Raw genomic sequence first — 23,505 nt, forward strand, 5'->3', positions numbered from 1 at the left:
GAGAGAGAGCCGGGACACGGTCGTCACCGGTCACCGGACGACGCCAGCGGACCGGCGCCGGCCCGTGCTGCGTTCGTCTCCGGCCCGCGGGTGACGCTGATGCGGCGCGTCGACCAGGTGGGTGGCGGCCAGGGTGCAGACGCCGGCGGTCATCACCGCCAAGGCGGCGACCTCCGCGACGAGCGCCAGCGGGGTCACCCGCAGCGCGCCGTCGAGCACCCCGATCCCGATGGCGATCCCGGCGAGCGGTTCGGCCGCGGCCGCCGCCGGATACGACACCGACAGCGGCGCAAGCTTGTACGCGCTCTGGGCCAGCAACATGCCGATCGCGGCGACCGCCACGACCGCGTACGGGGTCCAGGACAGCAGCACCGCCGCCGGCCCGTCGCGCCACAGCCGGCGGACCGCGGTGCTGGTCAGCGCGGCCTGCAGCCCGAAGAGCATGCCGGCGCCGAGGCCTAGTACCGACGCCTCCTGCTGCGGGCGCAACCGCCGGGCCAGGCGCACCAGCGCCGCCGTGAGCAGTTCGATCGCTCCTGCGGCGAGCGCCCACCGCCACAGCGGGACGTCCGTGCGGTTCCCCGGCCGGGGCTCGCCGGCGAACAGGAAGAGCACGATCCCGACCACCACGGCCAGCGCGGCGGCCCATTCCCGCGAGCCCAGCCGGTAGCGGCTCCAGACGGCCGCGACGGGCAGCGCGAAGAGCAGCCCGGTGACGGTCAGCGGCTCCACGAGCGTGACACCGCCGAGGCCGAGAGCCACCCCGGTGATGATGTTGCCGGTCACCGCGACGGCGAGGCCTACCAGCCACAGCCGCTGCCGGAGCAGGTACCCCAGCAGCCGCCAGTGCAGTTCCGTGCCGGACGGGGCCCGCGCCGCCGCGCGCTGCTGGATCGCGGTGCCGATCCCGATCAGCGCCGCGGCGAAGACCGCCATCGCGTACACCATGGCGACGAGCTACCCGCCGCACCCACCGCGGACACCCGGACCGCCGTGCCGGAAGCCGTCGGCCGGTCACCTCGGTGGGTCTGCCCCGTCCGCCAGCCGCCGACGGCGTCGGTAGAGGTGCAGCGCCGCGAGGAGGGCGGCCAGCACGACCACGGCGCCGAGGGCGTACCAGTGGTAGGCGAGGATGGCGTCGTACACCTCGGCGACATGGGTGCCGGCGGCGTAGCCCACGGCGGACCACAGGCCGGTCCACAGCGCGGCACCGGCCGCGTTGTACCCCAGGAACCGCTTCCACCCCATCTCGTTGATCCCGGCGATGACGCCGTTGAACTGGCGCAGCCCGTCGATGAAGCGCGCGACGACGACGATCATGCCGCCCCGCCGGGCGAAGAACCGCTCGGCCCGCTCCAGCCGCTCCGGGGTCAGCAGCACGTACCGGCCGAACCGGTGCACCAGGGGGTAGCCGCCGAACCGGCCGATGGCGTACCCGATGCTGTCGCCGACCACCGCGGCGACGAACGCGACGGCCGCGACCCCCACGATGTTCATACGCCCGGCGCCGGCGTACACCGCGGCCGCCACGATGATCGTCTGTCCCGGTGCGGGGACGCCGAAGCTCTCCACCCCGACCAGCCCGGCGATCGCCAGGTAGCCGTACCGGTCCAGCAGCGACGCCACGTGCCCCAGGAAGCCCGGTAGCTGATCGGGGGAGGCCATACCTCCAGACTGCCCCATGAGTCATCGCCGTGGCTGAATACTGGGCAGCCGGCGTCACCCGACCGTGTGACATGCCGGGAAGCGACCGGCCGGACCGCTGTCGCTCATCCGCCGCCCGGCGGCGCGGCGGTCGAACGGTCCCGATGGGCGTCGTGGTCGTGAGGGACGCCGGCCGAACCGCCGTCCGCCGCGGGAGCGCGGTATCCGCGCACCGCGTGGTAGACGAAGGCGCAGACCGGTACCGCGACGAGCGCGCCGGGGATCCCGGCGGCCAGCGTGCCCGCGCCCACGGCCAACAGCGTCACGACCGGGTGCAGCCGGACCGCCCGGCGCATGACGATCGGATGCAGCAGGTGCCCCTCGGCCTGCTGGACGGCGATCACCGCGGCGAGCACGAGCAGCGCGGCGCGGGGCCCGTTGGTCACGAAGGTCACGAGAGTCGCCACGGCGCCGGCGACGGTCGCGCCCGCGATCGGCACGAAGGCGGCCACGAACGTGAGCAGCACCAGGGACAGCGCCAGCGGCACCCGCAGCGCGAACAGGGCCGCCCCGATGCCGGCGGCGTCGACGGCCGCGATCAGGACGATGCCGTGCATGTACGACGAGAGGCTGTGCCAGCCGGCCCGGGCGGCCCGGTCCAGGCGTTCCCGGCGCGCGGCCGGCAGGCATCCGACCAGCCAGCACCACATGGCCGGACCGTCCCGCAGGACGAAGAACAGCAGCAGCAGCGTCAGCACCACGGCGCCGGCGACCTCGGCCGCCGTGGCCGCGCCGGCGAACGGGCTGGGCAGGGCACTGCGCAGGGTCGCGCGCAGGTCCTCGCTGTACCGCTCGATCTGTTTCTCGTTCAGTGCCAGCGGGCCACGGGTCAGCATCTGCCGTACCCGCGCGACCCCGGCGCTGAGCTCGCGCCGCAACCCGCCGAACTGTGCGGCGGCCCGCTGCCCGACCAGGAACACCGCGCCGCCGACGAGGACGAGCAGGCCCAGCACGCCGACGAGCGCGGCGGCCCAGTCCGGCAGGCCGGCCCGCTTGAGCCGTTCGGTGACCGGTCCGATCAGCGCCCCCAGCAGCAGCGCCGCCACCACCGCCATGGTCACCGGCATGATGTTGCCGAGCGCCCGGACCACCAGGTAGGCGCCGGTGGCCAACACGAGCAGGCAGGCCACGACGGTGGCCGCGCGCAGCAGCGCCGGTGGCGCGAGCGTGCCGGCCGGACGCCGTGACATGTCCATCCGCCGCGCCTACCCACCCCGCCGCCGCCTCAACCGGCCACCGGCCGGCCGTGAGCTGCGGCGTTGCCGGTCACGGGTCCGCTCACGCGGCGACTCCGGGGCGCAGCGGGACCCTGGTCCAGCCTCGTCGATTCGACCGTGGTGACACATCACGCCGGACGCCGGCCGTGACACGGGCCACGACATCGAGGCCGGCCGACGAGTGGCTAACGGTCGGCCGTGACCAGCCACGCCGCGGCGCCGACCCACACCCCGTCCGGGCGCTGGCGGGCGGCGTACTCCTCGGCCATCGCGTCCAGTACCCGCTGGGCGAGCACCTCGTCGTCGAGCTGTGCCATCAGCTCGCGGACCCTGGTCGTGTTCCGCACATGGCCCAGCACGTCGGCGACGTCGGACCCGAGCCGCGCCGGCTCGTGGACGGCGTCGACGCGGACGTTCGTGAAGCCCGCCGCCGCGAGCAGACCGGTGACCCGTGCGGGGTCGGCGAACGGGTCGGCGCCGGCCGGAACGGGCAGTCGCGTGCGGGCTCCGAACGCCCGCAGCGGGATCGAGAACACCTCGTTACGCAGTTCATCCTGCCAGCACAGGAAGGCCAGCCGCCCGCCCGGTCGCAGACCTGTGCGGATGTTGCCGAAGGCCGCGGCCGGGTCGCCGAAGAACATCACCCCGAAGCTGCTGACCGCCACGTCGTGAGCGGCCGGGGGCAGCGGGTACACCTGGGCGTCACCCTGAACGAACCGGATCGTGGTCGCGCCCGCCTCGGCCGCCAGCCGCCGCGCGACCTCCAGCATCGGGCCGGACAGGTCCAGCCCCAGCACCTCGCCGTCCGGCCCGGCCGACCGCGCCACGGCGATCGTCGTCTCGCCGCATCCGCAGCCCACGTCGAGCACCCGGTCCCCCGCAGCGACGGCCGCGGCGCGCAACAGGTACGGCGTGAGCCGCTGCCGTACCGCCGCGTGCCGCTCGCGCTGGGCGATCCACCGGCGGGCGGTGTCCCCGTTCCAGCGCTGTGCCTGTGCCGCGTTGACCACGGTGCTCATCGACCACTCCTCGGGGACAGGGCGACACCGGCGGTGGCGGGCGACCGGTGTCGATCCGGGTCTACCGGTACGAGACGGCTGGCGCAACCCTGTCCCCGCGGCTCCGGCCGGGGCGACCGGGGATCTCACGGGCGCCCGGGCGCCGTTTAGCCGACCGGGCGCGGGGCAGGTCGCCGGGAGCGTCCATTCCCGCGCGGTACGGGAGGCCGAAGTGTTGATGATCCCGGTACGGCCCGGTCAGGAAGTCGTCGAGACGATGTCGCGAGACCTGCGCGAACGCGGTGTGGCCAACGGCGCGGTCATCTCGCTGATCGGCACGGTCGACGCCGCCTGCATCAGTACCCGCCCGGAGGGCGACGCCAGCAAGGACGTCCGGACCGCGTACGAGCAGCCGTTCGAGTTGTCGGGCACCGGCGAGATCACCGACGGGAAGGTCCACCTGCACGTGGTCCTCGGGGCCGAGGACCGGGCGCTCGCCGGCCACCTGCACTGGGCCCGGGTCCAGACGTTCTTCGTCAACGCGTACGTCGAGGCCCTCTAGGCGGCGCGACCGCCGTCAGGCTTCCGCCGGTGGTGGGGCTGCCGGTGGGGTCGGCCGGGCGTTCCCGATGAGGGCCCGCAGCGCGGCGGCGTGGGCCTCGAAGGCGGCCCGGCCCTGGCGGGTCAACCGCAGGTCGGTGGTCCGCCGCCGACCGGTGCTGGTCTTGCGGATCGTGACGTAGCCGGCCTGCTCCAGGGTCGACAGGTGCTTGGACAGGGCGGAGTCGCTCAGGCCCACGCTGTCGCGGATGAAGCTGAACTCCGCCCAGTCGGCGGCGGCCAGCAGCGCCACGATGGACAGCCGGGGCTGTGGATGGATGACCTCGTCGAAGCCGGGATACACGGCGGTCACCCCCGGTGTGCGCGCAACCGGGCGCGCGCGATGCGCTGCATCAGGACGGCCAGGACGACGAAGGCCGTCGCCATGGCGCCGCCCGCGACCATGTGGGGGCGGGGGACGTGCGCGAGGTACGCCACCATGATGGTGCCGATCTGGACCGCCAGCAGCACGGCGCTGCCACCGGCCGCCACGAGGCACGCCTGGCGGGTCCACGTTCGTACCTGGACCCGCCGCACCCGGTGCAGGCCGGTGTTGGTGGCGATGAACAGGGCCAGCCCGGCGGCCATGACCGACGGGGTCGCGCTGAGATCCTGACTCGCCCCGATCAGCCACATCCCCACGGCGCCACCGGTGAGGTACCACCAGGGCAACGGAGCGGCGGCCGTCAGCTTCACCTGCCGGCGGCGCTCGGCGATCTCGTCCAGCGCGCGCCGCGCGTCCTCGGGGTTGATGTTGCTCTCGTAGGCGTTGTCCACGGCGGTCCCCTCTCCCGGGCTCATCCCAACGACTTTCCATGAAGGAAAGTACACGACGTCTTTCCAACTAGGCAAGTCGTCAGCGGCGCGTACCGGGAGAAGACGCGTACCGGGAGAACCGGACGCCGGCGCGTCACTCCGGCGGGTACTCCTCACCCGCTCCGCCACCGCGCATGGTTGTCTGGACGGGTGCACGACCCACGGCAGACGCCGCCCCGGTCCACCGGCGACCTCGCGGTCAAGATGGCCCTGATCGTGGTCGCCGTCGCGCTGACGGTGTTCCTCCTCGTGGCGATCTGGCCCCGCTGACCCTCCCGGCCCGCCCGCAACGCGGGCGAACCGCCCGGCATGGGCTCCGCACGACCGGGTACGGCCACGCCGTGGAGGAGGCATACCGTGGGGGCCGGCGCCGGCGGTACCGCGTCCGGCCCACGCCCGGACGCGGCGCTGCCCGAGCGGGTGGTCACCCGGCTGTTGATCGTCCTGACCGCGGCCTCCGGCTGCCTGGACGCCGTGTGCGTCAGCCGGCTCGGCGGCCTGTTCGCCAGCGTCATCACCGGCAACCTGATCCAGCTCGGCCGGTCGATCACCACAACGGACGCCCGGCTGGCGACCGGCGCCGCGACGGCCGTCGGCGGCTACGCCCTGGGGGTGGCCGTCGGCACCGCGGCCCTGGGCCGGTGCGGTGCCGGTTGGCTGCGGCGGACCAGCGTGGTCGCGGCGGTCGAGGTGGTGCTGCTGGCCGGCGTGGCGGCCGGGTGGCTGGCCACCGCCGCGCACCCCGGCCGCCTGGCCGCACCGTCGCTTCTCGCAACGGCCGCCGCGGCGATGGGCGTACAGAGTGCGCTCACGGTCAGCTCCGGCGGGCCCGGCGCCTCCACGACCTACCTGACCGGCACGTTGACCGGCGTGGTGCGCACGCTCACGGTCGACCCGCACCGGTTCGCCGCCGGCGCGGGTGGTGGCACCCGGTTGGCGGCGCTGCTGTGCGGCGCGATCGTCGGCGCCCTCGTGTTGCGCGTCGCGCCGTCGTTGGCGCTCGTTCCACCGACGGCCCTGGTCGCCGCCGCTGTGGTCGCCGCGGCACTGACCCGGCCAAGGCCGTCCTCCACCCCTGACGGCGGGAGGTCGACGACATGACACCAGCCGAGCCGGAGAAGGGCGCGGTGATCGTCACCGGCGCCAGCCGGGGTATCGGCGCCGCGATCGCCGAGAAGCTGGCCGGGGACGGGTACGGCGTGGTCGTCAACTACGCCGCGGACACCGGTGGCGCCGAGTCGGTGGTCACCACGATTCGCGCCCGCGGCGGCCGGGCCGTGGCCGTACGCGCCGACGTCGCGGACCCGGGCGACGTCACGGACCTGTTCGCGCGGGCGCACCGGGAACTGGGGCCACTGGCCGCGCTGGTCAACAACGCCGGCACGTTGGGCGCGCCGGCACGCGTCGACGAGCAGGAGGCCGACGCGCTGACCCGCCTGATGCTCGTCAACGTCGTGGGGCCGGTGCTGTGCGCCAAGCACGCGGTACGGGCGATGTCGACCGCGCACGGCGGCGCCGGCGGCTCCATCGTCAACATCGCCTCGGTCGCCGCCCGGACCGGCGGCATACCCGGCAGTGTGCCCTACGCGGCCTCGAAGGGTGCCCTGGTGACGTTCACCCGTGGCCTGGCAGCCGAGGTCGGAGCCGAAGGCATCCGCGTCAACACCGTCTCGCCGGGCGTCACCGCCACGGACATGATCGCGGCGGTCCCGGAGGTGCGCGAGGCGGCCGCGGGTAGCCCCCTCGGTCGTGTCGGCCGGCCCGACGAGATCGCGGCCGCCGTGTCGTGGCTGATCTCGCCGGCCTCGTCGTTCGTCACCGGTAGCGAACTCACCGTCTCCGGCGGCCTGTGACCGGCGGACGACCGGCCGTACCCGACGATGCCGCCCAGGGGCTGAGTGCGGAGTTCGCGCGACCGACCTCGATCGCCACCTGGCCGAGATCCTCGCCTAGGCGCGCGGGCCGAGCAGGGCGATCGACGCACTCACCGCGACCTCGGTGACGTCACCGATCCGCCCACCGTCCTCGACCGTGGTCGCGATCAGCTCACGCAGCCCACCGAGGAGCATGATCGCGATCTGTCGGGACACCGGACCGGCACCGACGGAGCGCCACTCCTCGGTGTCGCACAGCGTCTGGATCATGACGATGAAGGACTCCATCGTCTCGCGCTGCAACCGGCGCGCCCCCGCGCCGAGCGCGGGCACGTCACGGATCCAGCTCACCGTGATGGCGGGCGCGGACTCCGCGGAGGCGATCCATGCCTCGATCGCCTGCCGCACCTGGCTCGCCCAGGGTGCGCCCGGATCGACGGCGGCGGAGATCTGGCGGATCATCTCCGTGTTCGCGTCGGTGAGCAGCGCGACGAAACACGCCTCCTTGTCGGAGAAGTGCTCGTAGAACGTCCGCCGTGAGGTACGCGCGCGGCGCACGATGTCGGCGACCGTGGTGGTGCGGTAGCCGACCTGCGCGATCGACACGGCGAGGCCGTCGAGCAGCCGCTGGCGGAAGGTACCCGCGTCGTCGGGCGCGCTCGCCGTCCGCTCCGCGCGGCGCTGGCGTTGTGCGGTCGTCACCGTGGACACGCTATACCTCCCCCTTCAGTGAAACCCTTGAATGGAACGGTACACGAGCGTACCGTGCAGGTGGTACGCTCACGTACCACGCCGGGAAGGTGCTGGTTCCATGACGACTGCGACGCTTCCTCCAGGCCCGTCCACCCCGCACTTCGTCCAGATGGCCTACGCGCTCACCGCGCCGCGCCGCGGCATGCACCGGCTGCGCGACCGCTACGGTGACGCCTTCACCGTCACCCTGCCGATCTTCGGCCGCGCCGTGGTCGTCAGCGGCGCCGCCGAGATCAAGCAGCTGTTCCTGACCCGTACCGACGTCGCCGACAACCTCGAACCCAACCTCGGGCGGATCCTCGGCCCCGGCTCGTTCTTCGCCCTCACCGGGGAGGAGCACCGCCGGCAGCGCAAGCTGCTCGTCCCGCCGTTCCACGGCCGCCGGCTCGCCGCGTACGAGACGGTCGTCGAGTCCGAGACGATGCGTGAGCTGGCCTCGTGGCCGCACGGCCGGCCCTTCGCCACCCTGCCGTCGATGATGCGCATCACGCTCAACGTCATCCTGCGGGCGGTGTTCGGCGCCGAAGGTGCCGAGTTCGCCCAGCTCCGCGAGCTGCTCCCGGCGATGGTCACACTCGGCTCCCGGCTGGCACTGGTCCCGGTGCCGACCGTCGACTGGGGACGCCTGAGCCCGTGGGGCCGGTTCTGGATGATGCGCCGCGAGTACGACGCCGTCGTCGAACGGCTGATCACCAAGGCGGAACAGGACGACCACCTCGACGAGCGCGACGACATCCTCGCGATGATGGTGCAGAGCCGCTACGACGACGGCTCGTCGATGAGTCACCGCGACGTCGCCGACCAGTTGCTCACCCTGCTCTCCGCCGGGCACGAGACGACGGCCACGACGCTCGCCTGGACGATCGAGCGGATCCGCCGCCACCCCACGGTCCTGCGTGACCTGGTCGAGGAGGTGGACGCGGGCGGCCGGGCACTCCGCGACGCGACGATCACCGAGGTGCAGCGCACCCGGCCGGTCATCGACATGGTGGGGCGCCAGGTGAAGACCGACAGCCTGCGACTCGGCCGGTGGACGATCCCGAAGGGGTACGTGATCATGGTCAGCATCGCCCTGATCCACGACGACGAAACGATCTTCCCGAACGCGCGGGCGTTCGACCCGTCCCGCTTCCGCGACGCGAAACCCGACCTGTACCGGTGGATCCCGTTCGGCGGCGGTACCCGGCGCTGTCTCGGCGCGGCGTTCGCGACCATGGAGATGGACGTCGTGCTGCGTACGCTGCTGCGCGACCTCACACTGGTGCCGACCGACGAGCCCGACGAGCGGTGGCACTCCCGCGGTGTCGCCAGCGCGCCGGCGAAGGGGGGTCGGGCGGTCGTGGGTCGCCGGACACCGCAGCGGAGATCATCCACCGCGGGGTGGAACGCGGCAGGGCACGCATCCTCGTCGGCCCGGACGCGTACCGTCTCGACGCCCTCGCCCGGATCGCACCCACGCACTACCACGCTGTGATCTCGCGCCTGATGTCCGGGGTGCGCGCCCGCCGGAAGGAGGCCGTGCGATGACCACGACCGAACACGTCGACGTGCTGATCGTCGGCGCCGGGCTGTCCGGCATCGGCGCCGCGCACCACCTCCGGTCGGCCTTCCCCGACCGGACCTACACGATCCTGGAGGCGCGGGAAGCCATCGGGGGCACGTGGGACCTGTTCCGGTACCCCGGGGTGCGCTCCGACTCGGACATGCACACCCTCGGCTACCGGTTCCGGCCATGGACGCAGACCAGGGCCATCGCGGACGGGCCGTCGATCCTGCGCTACATCCGCGACACCGCCGCCGAGGCCGGCATCGACCGGCACATCCGGTTCGGGCACCGGGTGGTCCGCGCGGAGTGGTCCAGCGACGACGCGCGCTGGACGGTGGAGGCGGTGCACGACGGCCGACCCGTCCGGCTGACCGCGCACTTCCTGTACGTGTGCAGCGGCTACTACCGTTACGACACCGGCCACACGCCGGACTTCCCCGGCATCGACCGGTTCGGCGGCACGGTCGTCCACCCGCAGCACTGGCCGGCCGACCTCGACTACACCGGCAGGAAGGTCGTCGTGATCGGCAGCGGCGCGACGGCCGTGACGCTCGTCCCGGCCCTGACCGACCGGGCCGCCCACGTGACGATGCTGCAGCGCTCCCCCACCTACATCGCGACCCTGCCCGCCGAGGACCCGATCGCGATGCGGCTGCGGCGCCTGCTCGGCGTGCGCCGCGCCTACCCGGTCACCCGGTGGAAGAACGTCGCCTTCGGCACGCTGCTCTACCAGCTCAGCCGGCGCCGGCCGGGCACCGTGAAGTCGATGCTCCGGAAAGCCGCGATCAAGCAGCTACCGCCCGGCTACGAGGTCGACACCCACTTCGCCCCTCGGTACGACCCGTGGGACCAGCGGCTGTGCATCGCGCCCGACGGCGACCTGTTCACCGCGATCCGCCACGGCCGCGCCTCGGTGGTCACCGACCGGATCAGGGAGTTCACCGAGACGGGGCTGCGCCTGGAGTCCGGCGCCGAACTCTCCGCCGACATCGTCGTCACCGCCACCGGGCTGCGCCTGCTGGCACTCGGCGGCATGCACCTGTCCGTCGACGGCCGCGACGTCTCACTGCCGGAGACCATGGCGTACAAGGGCATGATGCTGTCCGGCGTGCCGAACTTCACCTTCACCATCGGGTACACCAACGCGTCCTGGACGCTCAAGGCCGACCTGGTCAGCGAGTACGTCGTGCGGCTGCTGCGGTACCTGGACGCACACGGCTACGACCGGTGCGTGCCGACCAACACCGACCCGGGGGTGACCGCGCGGCCGCTGCTGGACTTCCAGGCCGGGTACGTGCTGCGCTCCATCGACGAGTTCCCGAAGGCCGGCTCACGGGCTCCGTGGCGGCTGGGCATGAGCTACGCGCACGACGTGCTGGCGCTGCGGTACGGCCGGATCGACGACGGCGTGCTGCGGTTCCAGCGCCGCACCGACCGGGCCCCGACCGTTCCCCACCGGTCGTGAGCGCACCGTCGGACGGCTACGGCCGGTGCGGGCAGGTCTGTTCGTAGGTCAGGTCATTCACGTACTGCTTCCACTCGGCGCGGTTGAGCCCGCGGCCGGTCCGCTCGCAGGCCCGCTCGACGGCGTGGTCACGGAGGTCGTTGAGTGCGGTGACGTCCCGCAGCAGGACGGTGCTGTCGCCGCCGCCGGTGGCCACCAGGTGCCCGTCCGGGCTGAACGCGACCGCGAGCACCGCATCGGCGTGGCCGGAGTACCGGGCGATGCGCCGAGCCTGCTTCGCGTCGGTGGTGTCCCACAGGACCATGGTCCGGTCGTTGCTCACGGTCGCGAGGGTGCGCCCGTCGGGGCTGAACGCCGCTCCGCGTACCCAACTGGTGTGGTACGTGAGGGGCACGCCACGTCGGTGCGGGCTGCGGGGATCGCTGATGTCCCACACCATCACGCTGGAGTCGAGGCCGCCGGTGGCGAGGCTGTCTCCCTTCGGGCTGAATGCCAGGGTGGTCACCCAACTGGTGTGGCCGGCGAGGGGTTGGCCGATCTGGTGGGGCCGAGCAGGGGCGCTGGTGTCCCAGAGGATCACGGTGCCGTTGTTCCCGCCGGCGGCGAGCGTGCGCCCGTCCGGGCTGAACGCCACCGCGTACACCTGTCCCTGTGCGCCGGTGAGCCGGCCCAGCTCACGGACCCGGGCCGGATCTCCGACGTCCCACAGGGTCACGGTGTCGGCGCTTCCCGTGGCCAGGACGTGCCCGTCCGGACTGAATGCCACCGTGGTCACGGCTGACCCCTGGACGGTGAGGGGTTGGCCGACCCGGCGGGGATGCTCCGGGTCGGCGATGTCCCACAGGATCGCGGTGCCGTCCTCACTGCCGGTGACCAGCATGCGCCCCTCGGGGTGGAACGCCACCGCGTTCACCCAGCCGGTGTGGCCGGCGAGTTGGCTGAGTTTGTGGAAGGTGCCGGGCTGGCCCGGGTCGCTGATGTCCCACAGCTTCGCCGTGTTGTCGGCGCTGCCGCTGGCGAGCATGTGCCCGTCGCGGCTGAACGCCACCGCGCGTACCGCGTCCGCATGTTGCAGGTGGATGAGCGTGCGGAGCTGGCCGGGGCTGCCGTGGGTCCAGAGGATCACGGTATTGTCGGTGCTCCCGGTGGCGAGGAACTTCCACTCCGGCGCGAACGCCACCGCGAGGGACCAGTTGGTGTGGCCGCCCAGCTCGTCGCTGGTCTGGCGCGGACGCGCGGGGTCGGCGACATCCCACGAGATGACCGCGTGGTCCGCGCCGGCCGCGGCGACGGCCGTGCCGTTCCGGCTGAACACCACGGCCCGTACCGGGCTGCCGTGTCCACTGAGTTGACTGACCGGGTGGGCCCGGCTCGGATCACCGGTGTCCCACAGGATGACCGAGGCGTCGCCGCCACCGCTGGCCAGCACCCGCCCGTCCGGGCTGAACACCAGCGCGGTCAGCGCATCGGTATGGCCGGTGAGTGGCTGGCCGAGCTGCCGGGGCTGGGCGGGGTTGCCGACGTCCCACAGGATGACCGAGTTGTCGCCGCCACCGCTGGCCAGCACCAGCCCATCCGGGCTGAACGCCACCGCACCCACCACGGCCTTGTGCGCACGGAGCGGGGCGAGCTGCCGGGGCCGGGCGGGATTGCCGACGTCCCACAGCAGAACCGCGCTGTCACCGCCACCGCTGGCCAGCACCCGCCCATCCGGACTGAACGCCAGCGCGCGCACCCCACCGGCGTGCGCGGTGACCGGCTGGCCGAGCTGCCGGGGTTGGGCGGGATCGCCGACGTCCCACAGGGCCACCGCGTTGTCGGTGCCGGTGGCCAGCGTCCGGCCGTCGGGGGTGAACGCCACCGCGCTCACCCAGCCGTGGCCCTTGAGCTCACCGAGCCTGCGCGGGCGGGTCGGATCATCGACGTCCCAGAGGAGGGTGCTGTCGAGACTGCCGCTGGCGAGCACCCGCCCGTCGGGGCTGAACGCCACCGCGGTCACCACACCGGTGTGCCCGGCCAGGGTCGCCGCGTACGGCGCGACGAGGCTGCTGGTCAGGCTCGCGGCCGTCGCCTCGCTGTGGGTGAGCCGGTCGGCCGCGATACCGAGCATGAGCCCCAGCTGCGGGGCATTGTCGTAGGTGGCTTCGGCCCGGCTGACCAGCTCTCGCGAGACGGCCGCCCGTTGCTGGGTCACGGCTCTCCGCTGCCCGATCACGGCGAACACCGTCGCGACCAACGAGACCACGAGCATCGACGCCAGCCCCGCGATCACGCCGGCGCGGATCCGGCGGCGGCGGCGGTCGGCGCGTGCGCTCGCGCCGAGAAACTCCCGCGCGAGCGCGCCGAGTTGGCCGGGATGGCCGTCGGCCCAGTCCCGCGCCAGTTCGAGTTTGCTGTCGCGGTACAGCTCGACCGGGTCGCGCCCGGCCCGCTCCCAGCCGGCGGCGTCGTCGCTGAGCTTCTGCTGTACCAGCAGGCCAGCCCGGTCCTCGTCGATCCAGCCGCGGAGCCGGGGCCACGCGCGCAGCAGGGCTTCGTGGGCGATCTGGGCGGTGTCGTCGTCCACGGTGATCAGGCGGGCCTTGGCGAGGGCGTCGCGGGCGCGGGCGACCGCGGTGGCGTCCACGTCGGGACGTTCGTCGACCAGCTCGGTCAGGCTGACCCGGCGGCGGGTGTCCTCGGTCGCCTCGCCGAGGCGCACCATACGCAGCAGCATCAACCGCGCCGCCCGCTGTCCGGCCGGATCGAGACCGTCGTGGACCCGGTCGGCTTCCCGGGTGACCGCGTCCCAGATACCGCCGGTGGCGGCGTACCCGGCGATGGTGAGGGTCCGGCCCTCGCGCCTGCCCCAGGTGAGCAGCAGCGCGTAGGACAGCAGCGGCAGGGTCCCGCCGGCGAAGTCGTGGTCGGCCCGCAGGTCGTGCAGCAGCAGGTCGGCCAGCCCCTCCTCCAGCCCGAGGCCGGCGGCCGCCGCGGGCTTCTCGATGGCCTCGCGCAGCTGGTCGGGGGTCATCGGCGCGGCCAGGACACTCCGGTCCCTCAGCACGCCCGCCAGGTCCGGGTAGGCCATGCAGTGGGGATAGAAGTCCGCGCGCAACCCCAGCACGACCAGGAGCGGGGGTTCGGTGGCGTCCCCGGGACGGACGCCGGCGGCGCAGACCGCCGCGATGAAGACGCGCCGCTCGTCCTCGTCCTGACACGCGGTGAACAGCTCCTCGAACTGGTCCACCACCAGCAGCAGCCGCCCGCCGGGCACGTCCTTCCCACCGGCCTGCCGGCGCAGTGCCCGGCGGGCGATCCCGACGAGCCGCGACGGATCGGCGCGGAGGTCCGCCCGCACCTCGTCCTCGGTCATCCCCGCCGGCCGGGCCAGCCGGGCCGCCAGGGTGTCCACCGGCCGCCCGCCGGGCGTGAGCACCAGGTGCGGCCAGGTCCGCGAACCGGGGAGGCGGCACTCTCCCCGGTCCATGGCGGGGATCAACCCCGCGCGCAGCAACGAGGACTTCCCCACTCCGGACAGGCCGACCAGGGCGATCGGGCGCCCGTCGGAGGCCCCCGCCGCCACCCGGCCGACCAGCTCAGCGATCAGCGCGTCCCGGCCGAAGAAGAACCTGGCGTCGTCGGCCGTGAAGCTGTCCAGACCTCGGTAGGGGCAGGGCGGCTCGACCTGGTCCGCCACCGGCACCGCGTCGGCGGCCGGGCGCCTGGTGGGCGGTGGTACCGCCGCCGGGTTGGCGGCCAGGACCAGGTCGCCGGCCTGGCCGCTGAGGTGCCGCTCGGGCGCGGGCAGGTCGCGCTGCGGCAACACGCGACGCAGGTACTGGTAGGCGTACTCGATCGTGAGTTCCGGAAACCCCGCCGGGTCACCGTCGCGCAGCAGCGTGATCAGCGCACCGGTGAACGCCGTGTACCTCTCCCCGGCGGGGGCCAGCGCCGGCTCGTCCCGGGAGGAGGAGGCAAGCACGTACGTGCCGCCCAGCGCGGCCAGTTCGAACGCGTCGTTCGCCGCGGTGCCCAGCGAGCCGTGCGCCCGCCCGGCGAAGCAGCAGTCCAGCACGACGACGATCGAGGTGGCCGGGCAGGTGCTGAGCGCGTCCCGCAGCGCCTGGTACGGCAACGCCTTGTACGCCAACCCGGTGAACGGGTCGTCGGTCGCGCTGGTCGCCAGGTACAACTCGTTGCCGGCGCTGACGAGCCCGTGCCCGACGTAGTAGACCACCAGCACGTCGGTTGCCTCGTCGGCGACCGCGGTCAGGGCGCTGCCCAGTTCGACCGGGTCCCGCGGATCGACGAGGGTGCGGAGGTTGTCCGGGCTCGCACCGCACCGGTCGACCAGGACACTCTTCAGGTCCCGGATCGTGTCCGCGACCGCCGGCACGTCCGGCAGGCGGGAACCGCTCACGTGCGTGCCCGTACCCACCAGCAGGACCCGGGATCCGGCGGGACTCAACGCGGTCACGAGCCGCGGGCCTGCCGGATCAGCCGGCGTCACCACGGACCTCCCCGGGGCCGTCGAGGGCGCGGGTCAGGTCCGCGGTCAGCGCCCGGACCTCGGCCGGGCTCATGGCACCGGTGAGCGGTGCGCTCAGCTCGAACGACGCCCCGTCCGTCCGCGTCACCTTCACGCTGACGGTGCCGGGCCGGCGACGTATCCAGGAGATCAGGGCGGTCACCATGGCGGTGGCGACCCCGCCGGGGCCCAGCACGACCGTGAGCGCCTCCACGACCCCGCCCAGCGTGCCGGGCGCCGGCGGCGGCTCCGCGAACCGGACCCGGCCCCGTAGCGCGTGCTCCGCGAGCAACCAGGACTGCAACGAGCGCAGTTCGTCCGCCGGGCGGTCGCCTTCTACCTCGACCGTCACGTCCACCAGTGCCTCCGGCGTTTCGACGACAATCGACCGGTCCCGCTCACCGTCCTGAGTGGCCATCGTGTCACACGATCATGGAACCTGTCCGTCCCGTCCGGAGGCGGTGCGCCGGCGCGGCTCAGCGGCCGTAGCCGGCCCGGGCTGCCCCGACACCGGCTCAGGGGCCGTAGCTGGCCTGTTCGACGGCGAAGACGTTGCGGTGGCCGCGAGTCTCCTGCAGTGACCACAGCAGGTCGGGGTTGGTCGCGTCCTCCCAGTAGCTGATGCTCTCGCCGCCACCGACCCAGCCATGGGTGCGCGCTCCCGTCGACGGCGTCCAGTAGTAGAGCTGCTTGGCCCCGGACGAGTTGAACCACCAGCGCCCGTTGTGCGAGGCGACCCCGTTGAGCTTGTACCAGGGCAGTTGCAGCGCTTCCGAGGCCGTGGTCGTCGCGGCGAAGGTGGTGGCGCCCGAGGCGAACGGGAACCGGATCGCGCGCGGCGCCCGGTTCGGGTAGCCGGAGCAGCCGGACTGACAGGTGTACTCGGCCATGACGATCGAGCCGCTGACCCGGTCGAGGGAGATCGTCGACCAGGCCAGCGGGGTGCCCGAGGTGGTGCCCGCGGTGACCACGCCGATCTGGGGCAGGACGTACGCGTAGTTGTGGGCGTAGTACGTGCCGTCGGGCTGCCGGCCGATCTGGCCCGCGGTACCGCCGGTGTTCGTCTTGAGGATCTTCCTCAGGTCGAACACGCGCATGCCGCGGCCGGTGTCGGCGACGTAGAGGTAGTCCCCGTACCAGGACACCCCGCCGGCGTGGATCGGGATGTCCTTGAAGGTCGGCGCCGCGGCGGTGCCCGTCGGCTCGACGAGCAGGATCTTCCGGTACTTGTTCGGATAGTCCGCGTCCCAGTCGACGAGCGTGATCCGGCTGCGGGACTGCGCGCCGTCGCACCCGTCCGTGGTGTACCAGCTGACCAGGATGAGCTGGTGACCGTCGTAGGTGCCGCCGCCCGCGGTTCCGACGGCGTCCCGGCTGGTCGTGATGCCCTGCGGCCAGTTCGCGCAGTCGTTGTTGTCGCCGGAGTCGCCGGAGTCGCCCGTGTCGCCCCGGTCGAATGCGAACCCGCCCACGTATCCCGCGAGCCCCAGCGAGTCGGTGATGGCCTCCCGGTCATGGTTGGCGTTGTCCATGACCGTGTGCACGGCGGCCGTCCCCAGCGTGGCGACGAGCGCGTCGTTCACCGCGTCGAACTGGTGGTAGGTGGACGTCAGCGTGAACTGGCCGGGCGGCAGCGAGGTGGGTACGCTCGCGGCGTACCCGGGTGTGGCGGTGAGGGTGGCGGCGGCCACGACGAACGCGCCGGTCATGATGCTGAGGGCAGTCTTACGCACTGGTATGACAGGATCCCCGTCGCAGTCCGGATGACCGTGTCACGATATGCATGTCGGTCTTTGGTTGTCGAGAACCGTCACGTGGCCGTGGGCGGATCCGGTACGGACGGCGCCGTCGGGGCATGCCGGAGGCCACCTCCCCCCAAGGCACCCGGGGATGAAGGTGCCCACGCTGCCCGGCGGGCGGGCCGCTGACGATGACGGAGACGTACCCGCCGCCGCGTGGCGGTCATACGTCGCGCTGGTAGAGGATCGCGTTCGCCGCCATCTCCAGGAAGCACTCGCGGATCAGCAGTTGGTGGCGGGTCTTGTCGGCCACGATGGGAAACGCGATGTCGACGACGGCCGGTCGGCCCAGGGCGATACCCAACTGCTCGGCCACGGCGAATCCGCTGGTCGCGTCGAGGTTGGCGAGCAGCAACATGCGCATCTGCCGCCAGGCCCGGCCGCGCGCGCCCGCGACCCGGCCCTGCACCTCGCCGACCAGCTCGCGGGCCGTGCCGAGCACGGACGACACCAGCGAGCCGGCCCGGCCCACGAGGTCCGGCGCCGGCGGCTGGTGGCCGAACGCGCGGTACAGGTCGTCGACGGCCGCCTCGTGTTCCCGGGCAGGACCGGCGATCTCCCGCAGCCAGCCCCTGATGTGCGGCTCACCGACCTCGTCGGCGGTGTCCTCCAGGGCCTTGCGGTAGGCGGACTGCAGCGCGCGCGTCGTGACCAGCCACGGGGTGACCCGGTCCAGGTGAGCGGCGATGGTGGCCTCGTCGACCTCCACCAGCAGCGGACGGATCACGGCGCGCTCCCGTCCCGCACGACGCGCCACAGGACCCCGGTGTGCCCGTACGAGATGTGGGTGTTCTCGTTCATGACCGGCGAGACCCCGAAGTCGAGCACGTACAGGCTGCCGTCGGGGGCGAACGCCGCGTCGACCGGGCGCTCCAGGCCGCCGGTACCCAGTGCCGACGCCGGACCGGGGCGCGGGTTGCGCATGAACACCTCGGCCGTACCGTCGGCCGGGTCCACCGACACCACCCGGAACCCGTGGTCGCGGTCGGCGGGATCCGGGGAGTTCATCGGCGCCAGCGTGCCCCACTCGCAGGCGAACAGCCGCCCCCGGTAACCGAAGGCGTCGGTCCGACAGGCGTCCAGGCCGGCCATCGCCGAGTGCGGCTGCTCCAGGAACACCGCCGGGCCCGCCCACGGCGGCGGATCCTCGATCAGCGGCTCGGCCGGCTGGCCGCGCCGGGGCAGGTGCGATTCATGCCAGGCCGGCAGCCCGTCGCCGCAGATGTCGGGGAACCCGTACCAGGCGGGCCGGGGATGCGATCCGTGCGGCCTGCGGGCTGCCTCGATCCGCCAGATGCGGTCCGGGTCGCCCTGGATCGCGCGGTCGCTGGTCTCCTCGAAGTCGTTGTCGGTGACGTACAGGTCGCCGTCCTCGCCGAACGCCATGCCGTAGGGGTTGCGGATGCCCCAGGCGACCAGCTCCATCTCGCTGCCGTCCGGCTGCGCCCGCCACAGCCCGGAGCTGCACCTGAGCTCGCCGCGTACCACCTCCCCGCGGCGGGCCGGGGTGCGGAACGGCTTGAACGGCCCCGTCTCCACCAGGTACGGGTACGGCGCGGTCGGGTCGTAGGTCTGCACGTTGTTGCCGGTCAGCACGACGTCCTCGCCGGGTACGTCGTGTACGCCGGGATGCCGGGCGACGTCGACCTGGAACCCCTGCGGCAGCACCACGCCCTGCTGGGACACCGAGCCCTGGGCGAAGTACATCAGCCCGTCGGGGCCGAAGACCGGCCCGCCGGGCTCGTGCCAGCCGCCGTTGGGCAGCCCGTCGACGAGGACCTCCCGCGCGCCGGTGGCGAGGTCGATCCGGTCGATGCGGGACTGCCGGCCGCCCTTGCAGGACACCAGCAGCGCGCCGTCGTACACGGCGACGTGCCGCGGCCCGCCGAGCGCCTCCTCGGTGACGACCCCGAGGCGGCCGTCCGGGTCCAGCCGCAGGATCCGGGCCGGCAGGTACGGCCGGGTCGGCCAGGTGCTGCCGCCCTCCAGCACGAACAGGGTGCCGTCGGCGGCGAAACCCATCCCGCAGGGCATCGACAGGCCGACCAGCACCACCTCCACACGGTAGCCGGCCGGTACGACGACGTCGGCCGGGTCGACGCGTGGCCGGGCGGGCGTGGGCAGCTCCTGCAACGCCTCCCGCTCCGCCACGGTCGTCGTCAGCGGTACGAATGCGGTCATCGCGTGCCCCCAAGGGCAGGTCCGAACAAGCCCGGATCGGAACGTGGCGGATTCCCTGCACACCCGGACGTAAACGATCCGGACAGCACCTGGCGAGAAGGCATCACCCCGGCCTGGACGCCGCGACTACATGATCAAGCGCACATTGTCGCCCGGGATACGACCCTGACACCCTCATCAGTTAGGTTAGGCATTCCTAATTACGGAGGTGGTGGATGCGGACGACCCGCCGGCTCGCGACGCTCGGCGTGCTCGCCGCGCTGCTGGTCATGGCCGTGGTGGCAAGCCTCGCCGTGGGCAGCCGCGCGGTCCCGCCGGCCGAGGTCTGGCGGGCGCTGACCGCTCCGGACGGCGGCGAGACGGCGACGATCGTCCGCTCGCTACGACTACCCCGCACCGTGCTCGGACTGCTCGTCGGCTCCGGGCTCGCGCTGGCCGGGGTGCTGATGCAGGCGCTGACCCGCAATCCGATCGCGGAGCCGCGAGTACTGGGCGTCGGCGCCGGCGCCGCCCTCGGCGTCGTCGTCGCGATCGCCGTCTTCGGCGTGGGTACGGCCGCCGGCTACGTCTGGTTCGCCATCGGCGGTGCCGTCCTCGCCGGCGGCGCGGTGCTGGCCGCCGGGCAGCGCGGCGACCGCTCACCGGTGACGCTCGCGCTCGCCGGCGCCGCCCTCGACGCCGCGCTCGGTTCCGTCGTCGTCGGCATCCTGGCGGTGTCCGGCCGGACCTTCGACGAGTACCGGTTCTGGCTGGTCGGTGCCCTCACCGGCCGCGACCTCGACGTCGCCGTCCAGCTCGCGCCGTTCGTCCTCGCCGGCGCGGCGGTCGCCGCGCTGCTGCCCAGACCGCTGGACGCGCTGGCGCTCGGCGACGACGTCGCGGTCGGCCTGGGCCACCGGGTCGGCCTCGTCAAGCTCGCCGCCGGCACCACCGCGGTCGTCCTCACCGGCGCGGCGGTGGCCGCGGCCGGACCGGTGGCCTTCGTCGGCCTCGCCGTACCGCACGTCGCCCGCGCGCTGGTCGGGGTGGCCCACCGCTGGCTGCTGCCGGCGTCGGCGCTGCTCGGCCCGGTCCTCCTGCTGGGCGCCGACGTCGCCGGGCGGGTCGTCACGCCACCGGCGGAGATCTCGGCGGGCATCGTCACCGCACTGGTCGGGGCACCGGTCCTCGCCTACGTGGTCGTACGCGGCCGGGCGGTGGCCCGGTGAGGTACGTGCTGCGGGCCGGCCCGCTCAGCGTCACCGTCCGGCGCCGCCCGGTCGTCACCGCGCTCGCGCTCGCCGTCGTCCTCGCCGTGACGGTGGTCGCCGCGCTGTCGGTCGGCGAGGTGGTCGTCCCCCCGGGCGAGGTGCTACGGGCGCTGGCCGGGGCCGACGGGCCGAGCCGGCTGCTGGTCGTCGACCTGCGCCTGCCCCGTACCGTTCTCGCGGTGGTCGCCGGCTGCGCGTTCGGCATCGCCGGCGCGCTGATCCAGGGGGTCAGCCGCAACCCGCTGGCCAGCCCGGACGTCATCGGCGTGACGCAGGGCGCGGGCCTGGCCGCCACCGTGGCGCTGACGTCCGGCGCGGCGCTCGCCGTGGTCGCCCCGGCAGCGGCCGCCGGTGGCCTGCTCGCCGCCGCCCTGGTGTTCGCGCTCGGCGCCCGGCACGGCCTGTCGGCGCGCCGGTTCGTCCTCGCGGGCGTCGCCGTCGCGTTCGCGCTCCGCGCGCTGATCGAGGTCGCGATCGTCGCCGCCGACGCCATCGACGGGCAGCGCGCCCAGATCTGGCTGATCGGCTCGCTCGCCGGGCGCGGCTACCGGGAGGCCGGCTGGATCGCGGTCGTGCTGCTGCTGGTGAGCCCGGTGCTGCTGTGGGCCGGGCGGGCACTGGACACCAGCGCCCTCGACGACGACACCGGCCGGGGTCTCGGGGTACGTCCGACCGCCCGCCGGCTCGGGCTGGCCGCGACCGGCGTACTGGCCGCGGCCGCGGTGACCGCGCAGGTCGGCGCGGTCGACTTCGTGGCGCTCGTCGCCCCGCAGGTGGCCCAGCGCCTGGTCCGCGCCGGACGTCCGCCGCTGGTCAACTCGGCCCTCGTCGGCGCGGTCCTCGTGGTCGCCGCCGACCTCGCCGGCCGCCGGCTGGTCAGCCCGACCCAGCTGCCGGCCGGCGTGCTCACCGCCGCCGTGGGCGGCCTGTACCTGCTGGTCCTGCTCGTCCGACGCCGGAGAACCCCATGAGCACGCACCCCGGAGGCACCGGTCCGGCGACGGACGCCGCGAACGCGCGGGGGTCCCTCGCCGCCCGGCGCCTGACGCTCGGCTACCCGAACCGGCCGGTCGTCGACGGCCTCGACCTCGACGTCCCGACCGGTGCGCTCACCGTCATCGTGGGGCCGAACGGCTGCGGCAAGTCCACGCTGCTGCGCGGCCTCGGCCGGCTGCTCGCCCCGCGCGCCGGCGCGGTGCTGCTCGACGGCGTCGCCCTGGACCGCATCGGTACACGGGAGCTCGCCACCCGGCTCGGCATCCTCCCGCAGAGCCCGCTCGTACCCGAGGAGGTGACCGTCACCGACCTGATCGGCCGCGGCCGGCAGCCGCACCAGCGCTGGTGGCGGCAGTGGTCGGCCGACGACGCCGCGGCCGTCCGCGAGGCGATGACCCGCGCCGACGTCACGCACCTGGCCGACCGCCCGGTCGACACCCTGTCGGGCGGGCAGCGGCAGCGGGTCTGGATCGCCATGGCGCTGGCGCAGCAGACCCCGATCCTGCTGCTCGACGAGCCGACCACCTACCTGGACCTGGCCCACCAGGTCGAGGTGCTCGACCTGCTGCGCCGCCTGGTCCGGGACGGCCGCACCGTCGTCGCCGTCCTGCACGACCTCAACCAGGCCGCCCGCTACGCCGACCACGTCGTCGCCATGCGTGACGGCCGGGTCGTCGCCCGGGGCGCTCCGGCGGGGGTCCTCACCGCGGACACGATCGGCGAGGTCTTCGGCCTCGAATGCGTCGTCGTGCCCTGCCCGGTCACGGGCGCTCCCCTGGTCCTCCCCGCACTATCCACCGCCTGAGAAAGGGAACGCCATGAGGTTACGTATGGTCGCGCTGGCCGCGGCCGTCGCCGCGCTCGCCGGATGCGGCGGCGGAGGCGAGAAGACCCCGGCCGCCACGCAGACCCGCGAGATCACGCACGCCATGGGTACCACCAGGGTGCCCGCCCAGCCCACGCGGGTCGTGGTGCTCGACACCGACAAGGTCGACACCGCGCTCAGCCTCGGCGTGGTGCCGGTCGGCGCCGCCCGCGCCGACCAGTTGACCGGCTGGCCGGCTTACCTCGGCGACCGCACGAAGTCCATGAAGGACGTCGGTACGCTGCAGGAGCCGAACCTCGAGGCGATCGCGGGGCTGAACCCGGACCTGATCCTGGGCTCGAAGTTCCGGCAGGAGAAGTTCTACGACGAGCTGAGCAGGATCGCACCGACCGTCTTCACCGAGCAGGTCGGCCAGACCTGGAAGGCCAATTTCCTGCTCGACGGCACCGCCCTCGGCAAGGAGCAGGAGGCCAGGAAGCTGCTCGACGAGTACACCGCGCGCGCCAAGGACCTCGGCGCCACGCTCGGCGACCCGGCCAAGGTCAAGGTGTCGATCGTCCGGTTCATGCCGACCGAGATCCGCGTCTACGGCCCCGAGTCGTTCTCCGGCATCGTGCTCGCCGACGTCGGCCTCGGCCGGCCCGACCGGCAGCTGCTCACCGGTCGGACCGAGCGGCGCTTTGACCGGGTCAGCCCGGAACGCGTCGCGGAGGTCGACGGCGACGTCATCTTCGTCGCCGCGTACGGCGAGAAGGCCGCCGCGCAGCAGGCACAGACCACAGCCGGGCCGCTGTGGCAGGGCCTCGGCGCGGTGAAGGCCGGCAAGGCGTACGTCGTACCCGACGAGACCTGGATGACCGGGATCGGCGTCACCGCCGCCGGCAAGATCCTCGACGACCTGGCCGCCCGCCTCGCCCCGTAACCGGTGACGGTGCGGCGGCCGGTCCACCACCGGTGACGCCGCACCTCG

The 23,505-nt window shown here is 73.4% G+C and carries 21 protein-coding genes; 9 read left to right on the top strand and 12 right to left on the bottom strand.

Going from position 1 to position 23,505, the window contains the following annotated elements; genetic code table 11:
* Positions 1–30 precede the first annotated feature (30 nt).
* From ACNTMW_RS01960 to ACNTMW_RS01975, 4 genes are all read right to left on the bottom strand, one after another.
* Complete coding sequence (locus ACNTMW_RS01960; protein ID WP_426631547.1) at positions 31–936, bottom strand: DMT family transporter; 906 nt, start codon at positions 934–936, stop codon at positions 31–33.
* 78 nt (positions 937–1,014) lie between these two features.
* Positions 1,015–1,665, bottom strand: a complete 651-nt coding sequence (locus ACNTMW_RS01965) for a DedA family protein (RefSeq protein WP_426631548.1) — start codon at positions 1,663–1,665, stop codon at positions 1,015–1,017.
* Positions 1,666–1,769: 104 nt separating this feature from the next.
* Entirely contained in the window at positions 1,770–2,894 is a 1,125-nt protein-coding gene (locus ACNTMW_RS01970) for an AI-2E family transporter (RefSeq protein ID WP_426631549.1), read from the bottom strand.
* Between the two features lie 212 nt (positions 2,895–3,106).
* Positions 3,107–3,940: a class I SAM-dependent methyltransferase gene (locus tag ACNTMW_RS01975; protein ID WP_426631550.1), complete on the bottom strand. Its 834-nt coding sequence runs from the start codon at positions 3,938–3,940 to the stop codon at positions 3,107–3,109.
* A gap of 217 nt (positions 3,941–4,157) precedes the next feature.
* Between ACNTMW_RS01975 and ACNTMW_RS01980 the strand changes: the two genes are divergently transcribed.
* A complete protein-coding gene (locus tag ACNTMW_RS01980) occupies positions 4,158–4,481 on the top strand; it encodes a PPC domain-containing DNA-binding protein (protein WP_426631729.1) in 324 nt (107 codons plus the stop codon).
* A gap of 15 nt (positions 4,482–4,496) precedes the next feature.
* Here ACNTMW_RS01980 and ACNTMW_RS01985 read toward each other — a convergent pair whose 3' ends face one another.
* The gene (locus ACNTMW_RS01985; RefSeq protein ID WP_426631551.1) at positions 4,497–4,823 is read right to left on the bottom strand and encodes a winged helix-turn-helix domain-containing protein; all 327 of its coding nucleotides are present in this window, start codon (positions 4,821–4,823) and stop codon (positions 4,497–4,499) included.
* A 5-nt stretch (positions 4,824–4,828) separates the two neighbouring features.
* The gene (locus ACNTMW_RS01990; protein WP_426631552.1) at positions 4,829–5,320 is read right to left on the bottom strand and encodes a hypothetical protein; all 492 of its coding nucleotides are present in this window, start codon (positions 5,318–5,320) and stop codon (positions 4,829–4,831) included.
* A 372-nt stretch (positions 5,321–5,692) separates the two neighbouring features.
* Here ACNTMW_RS01990 and ACNTMW_RS01995 point away from each other — a divergent pair, with 372 nt between their 5' ends.
* The gene (locus ACNTMW_RS01995; RefSeq protein WP_426631553.1) at positions 5,693–6,436 is read left to right on the top strand and encodes a YoaK family protein; all 744 of its coding nucleotides are present in this window, start codon (positions 5,693–5,695) and stop codon (positions 6,434–6,436) included.
* Entirely contained in the window at positions 6,433–7,188 is a 756-nt protein-coding gene (locus ACNTMW_RS02000; RefSeq protein WP_426631554.1) for an SDR family NAD(P)-dependent oxidoreductase, read from the top strand. The genes ACNTMW_RS01995 and ACNTMW_RS02000 overlap by 4 nt, the downstream gene beginning before the upstream one ends.
* A 96-nt stretch (positions 7,189–7,284) precedes the next feature.
* On the opposite strand, the gene ACNTMW_RS02005 is transcribed toward ACNTMW_RS02000, so the two are convergent.
* A complete protein-coding gene (locus ACNTMW_RS02005) occupies positions 7,285–7,911 on the bottom strand; it encodes a TetR/AcrR family transcriptional regulator (protein WP_426631555.1) in 627 nt (208 codons plus the stop codon).
* Between the two features lie 109 nt (positions 7,912–8,020).
* Between ACNTMW_RS02005 and ACNTMW_RS02010 the strand changes: the two genes are divergently transcribed.
* The gene (locus tag ACNTMW_RS02010; RefSeq protein ID WP_426631556.1) at positions 8,021–9,436 is read left to right on the top strand and encodes a cytochrome P450; all 1,416 of its coding nucleotides are present in this window, start codon (positions 8,021–8,023) and stop codon (positions 9,434–9,436) included.
* 49 nt (positions 9,437–9,485) lie between these two features.
* Complete coding sequence (locus ACNTMW_RS02015) at positions 9,486–10,973, top strand: flavin-containing monooxygenase (RefSeq protein WP_426631557.1); 1,488 nt, start codon at positions 9,486–9,488, stop codon at positions 10,971–10,973.
* Between the two features lie 16 nt (positions 10,974–10,989).
* Here ACNTMW_RS02015 and ACNTMW_RS02020 read toward each other — a convergent pair whose 3' ends face one another.
* The 5 genes from ACNTMW_RS02020 to ACNTMW_RS02040 all read right to left on the bottom strand — a co-directional run bounded on the left by ACNTMW_RS02020 (position 10,990) and on the right by ACNTMW_RS02040 (position 19,463).
* Positions 10,990–15,468 carry a caspase, EACC1-associated type gene (locus tag ACNTMW_RS02020; RefSeq protein ID WP_426631558.1) on the bottom strand — a complete coding sequence of 1,493 codons (4,479 nt, stop codon included), beginning with the start codon at positions 15,466–15,468 and terminating at the stop codon, positions 10,990–10,992.
* Positions 15,452–15,901 carry an effector-associated constant component EACC1 gene (locus ACNTMW_RS02025; protein WP_426631559.1) on the bottom strand — a complete coding sequence of 150 codons (450 nt, stop codon included), beginning with the start codon at positions 15,899–15,901 and terminating at the stop codon, positions 15,452–15,454. The genes ACNTMW_RS02020 and ACNTMW_RS02025 overlap by 17 nt, the downstream gene beginning before the upstream one ends.
* A gap of 97 nt (positions 15,902–15,998) precedes the next feature.
* Entirely contained in the window at positions 15,999–17,216 is a 1,218-nt protein-coding gene (locus tag ACNTMW_RS02030; protein ID WP_426631560.1) for a hypothetical protein, read from the bottom strand.
* Between the two features lie 229 nt (positions 17,217–17,445).
* A complete protein-coding gene (locus ACNTMW_RS02035) occupies positions 17,446–18,009 on the bottom strand; it encodes a hypothetical protein (protein WP_426631561.1) in 564 nt (187 codons plus the stop codon).
* Positions 18,006–19,463, bottom strand: a complete 1,458-nt coding sequence (locus ACNTMW_RS02040) for a PQQ-dependent sugar dehydrogenase (RefSeq protein WP_426631562.1) — start codon at positions 19,461–19,463, stop codon at positions 18,006–18,008. Before ACNTMW_RS02040 ends, ACNTMW_RS02035 begins: the two co-directional genes overlap by 4 nt.
* A 215-nt stretch (positions 19,464–19,678) precedes the next feature.
* Between ACNTMW_RS02040 and ACNTMW_RS02045 the strand changes: the two genes are divergently transcribed.
* Genes ACNTMW_RS02045 through ACNTMW_RS02060 form a run of 4 tightly spaced genes read left to right on the top strand, consistent with a single transcriptional unit; the run spans position 19,679 to position 23,457 of the window.
* Positions 19,679–20,671 (top strand): FecCD family ABC transporter permease, encoded by a 993-nt coding sequence (locus ACNTMW_RS02045; protein WP_426631563.1) that lies wholly within the window; start codon positions 19,679–19,681, stop codon positions 20,669–20,671.
* Entirely contained in the window at positions 20,668–21,684 is a 1,017-nt protein-coding gene (locus ACNTMW_RS02050; RefSeq protein ID WP_426631564.1) for a FecCD family ABC transporter permease, read from the top strand. Before ACNTMW_RS02045 ends, ACNTMW_RS02050 begins: the two co-directional genes overlap by 4 nt.
* A complete protein-coding gene (locus ACNTMW_RS02055) occupies positions 21,681–22,514 on the top strand; it encodes an ABC transporter ATP-binding protein (protein ID WP_426631565.1) in 834 nt (277 codons plus the stop codon). The genes ACNTMW_RS02050 and ACNTMW_RS02055 overlap by 4 nt, the downstream gene beginning before the upstream one ends.
* 13 nt (positions 22,515–22,527) lie before the next feature.
* The gene (locus ACNTMW_RS02060) at positions 22,528–23,457 is read left to right on the top strand and encodes an ABC transporter substrate-binding protein (RefSeq protein WP_426631566.1); all 930 of its coding nucleotides are present in this window, start codon (positions 22,528–22,530) and stop codon (positions 23,455–23,457) included.
* The last annotated feature ends 48 nt before the right edge of the window (positions 23,458–23,505 follow it).

This window comes from Planosporangium spinosum (genome assembly GCF_049999945.1).
Taxonomy (GTDB): Bacteria; Actinomycetota; Actinomycetes; order Mycobacteriales; family Micromonosporaceae; genus Planosporangium; species Planosporangium spinosum.

Bases quoted from the DNA above. Each gene is read 5' to 3' on its own strand.
- ACNTMW_RS02060 (WP_426631566.1), top strand. From the start codon at position 22,528: ATGAGGTTACGTATGGTCGCGCTGGCCGCGGCCGTCGCCGCGCTCGCC.
- ACNTMW_RS01960 (WP_426631547.1), bottom strand. From the start codon at position 936: ATGGCGGTCTTCGCCGCGGCGCTGATCGGGATCGGCACCGCGATCCAG.
- ACNTMW_RS02055 (WP_426631565.1), top strand. From the start codon at position 21,681: ATGAGCACGCACCCCGGAGGCACCGGTCCGGCGACGGACGCCGCGAAC.
- ACNTMW_RS02045 (WP_426631563.1), top strand. From the start codon at position 19,679: ATGCGGACGACCCGCCGGCTCGCGACGCTCGGCGTGCTCGCCGCGCTG.
- ACNTMW_RS02010 (WP_426631556.1), top strand. From the start codon at position 8,021: ATGACGACTGCGACGCTTCCTCCAGGCCCGTCCACCCCGCACTTCGTC.
- ACNTMW_RS02040 (WP_426631562.1), bottom strand. From the start codon at position 19,463: ATGACCGCATTCGTACCGCTGACGACGACCGTGGCGGAGCGGGAGGCG.
- ACNTMW_RS01990 (WP_426631552.1), bottom strand. From the start codon at position 5,320: ATGAGCCCGGGAGAGGGGACCGCCGTGGACAACGCCTACGAGAGCAAC.
- ACNTMW_RS01975 (WP_426631550.1), bottom strand. From the start codon at position 3,940: ATGAGCACCGTGGTCAACGCGGCACAGGCACAGCGCTGGAACGGGGAC.
- ACNTMW_RS01965 (WP_426631548.1), bottom strand. From the start codon at position 1,665: ATGGCCTCCCCCGATCAGCTACCGGGCTTCCTGGGGCACGTGGCGTCG.
- ACNTMW_RS02015 (WP_426631557.1), top strand. From the start codon at position 9,486: ATGACCACGACCGAACACGTCGACGTGCTGATCGTCGGCGCCGGGCTG.
- ACNTMW_RS02000 (WP_426631554.1), top strand. From the start codon at position 6,433: ATGACACCAGCCGAGCCGGAGAAGGGCGCGGTGATCGTCACCGGCGCC.
- ACNTMW_RS01970 (WP_426631549.1), bottom strand. From the start codon at position 2,894: ATGTCACGGCGTCCGGCCGGCACGCTCGCGCCACCGGCGCTGCTGCGC.
- ACNTMW_RS02025 (WP_426631559.1), bottom strand. From the start codon at position 15,901: ATGGCCACTCAGGACGGTGAGCGGGACCGGTCGATTGTCGTCGAAACG.
- ACNTMW_RS01980 (WP_426631729.1), top strand. From the start codon at position 4,158: ATGATCCCGGTACGGCCCGGTCAGGAAGTCGTCGAGACGATGTCGCGA.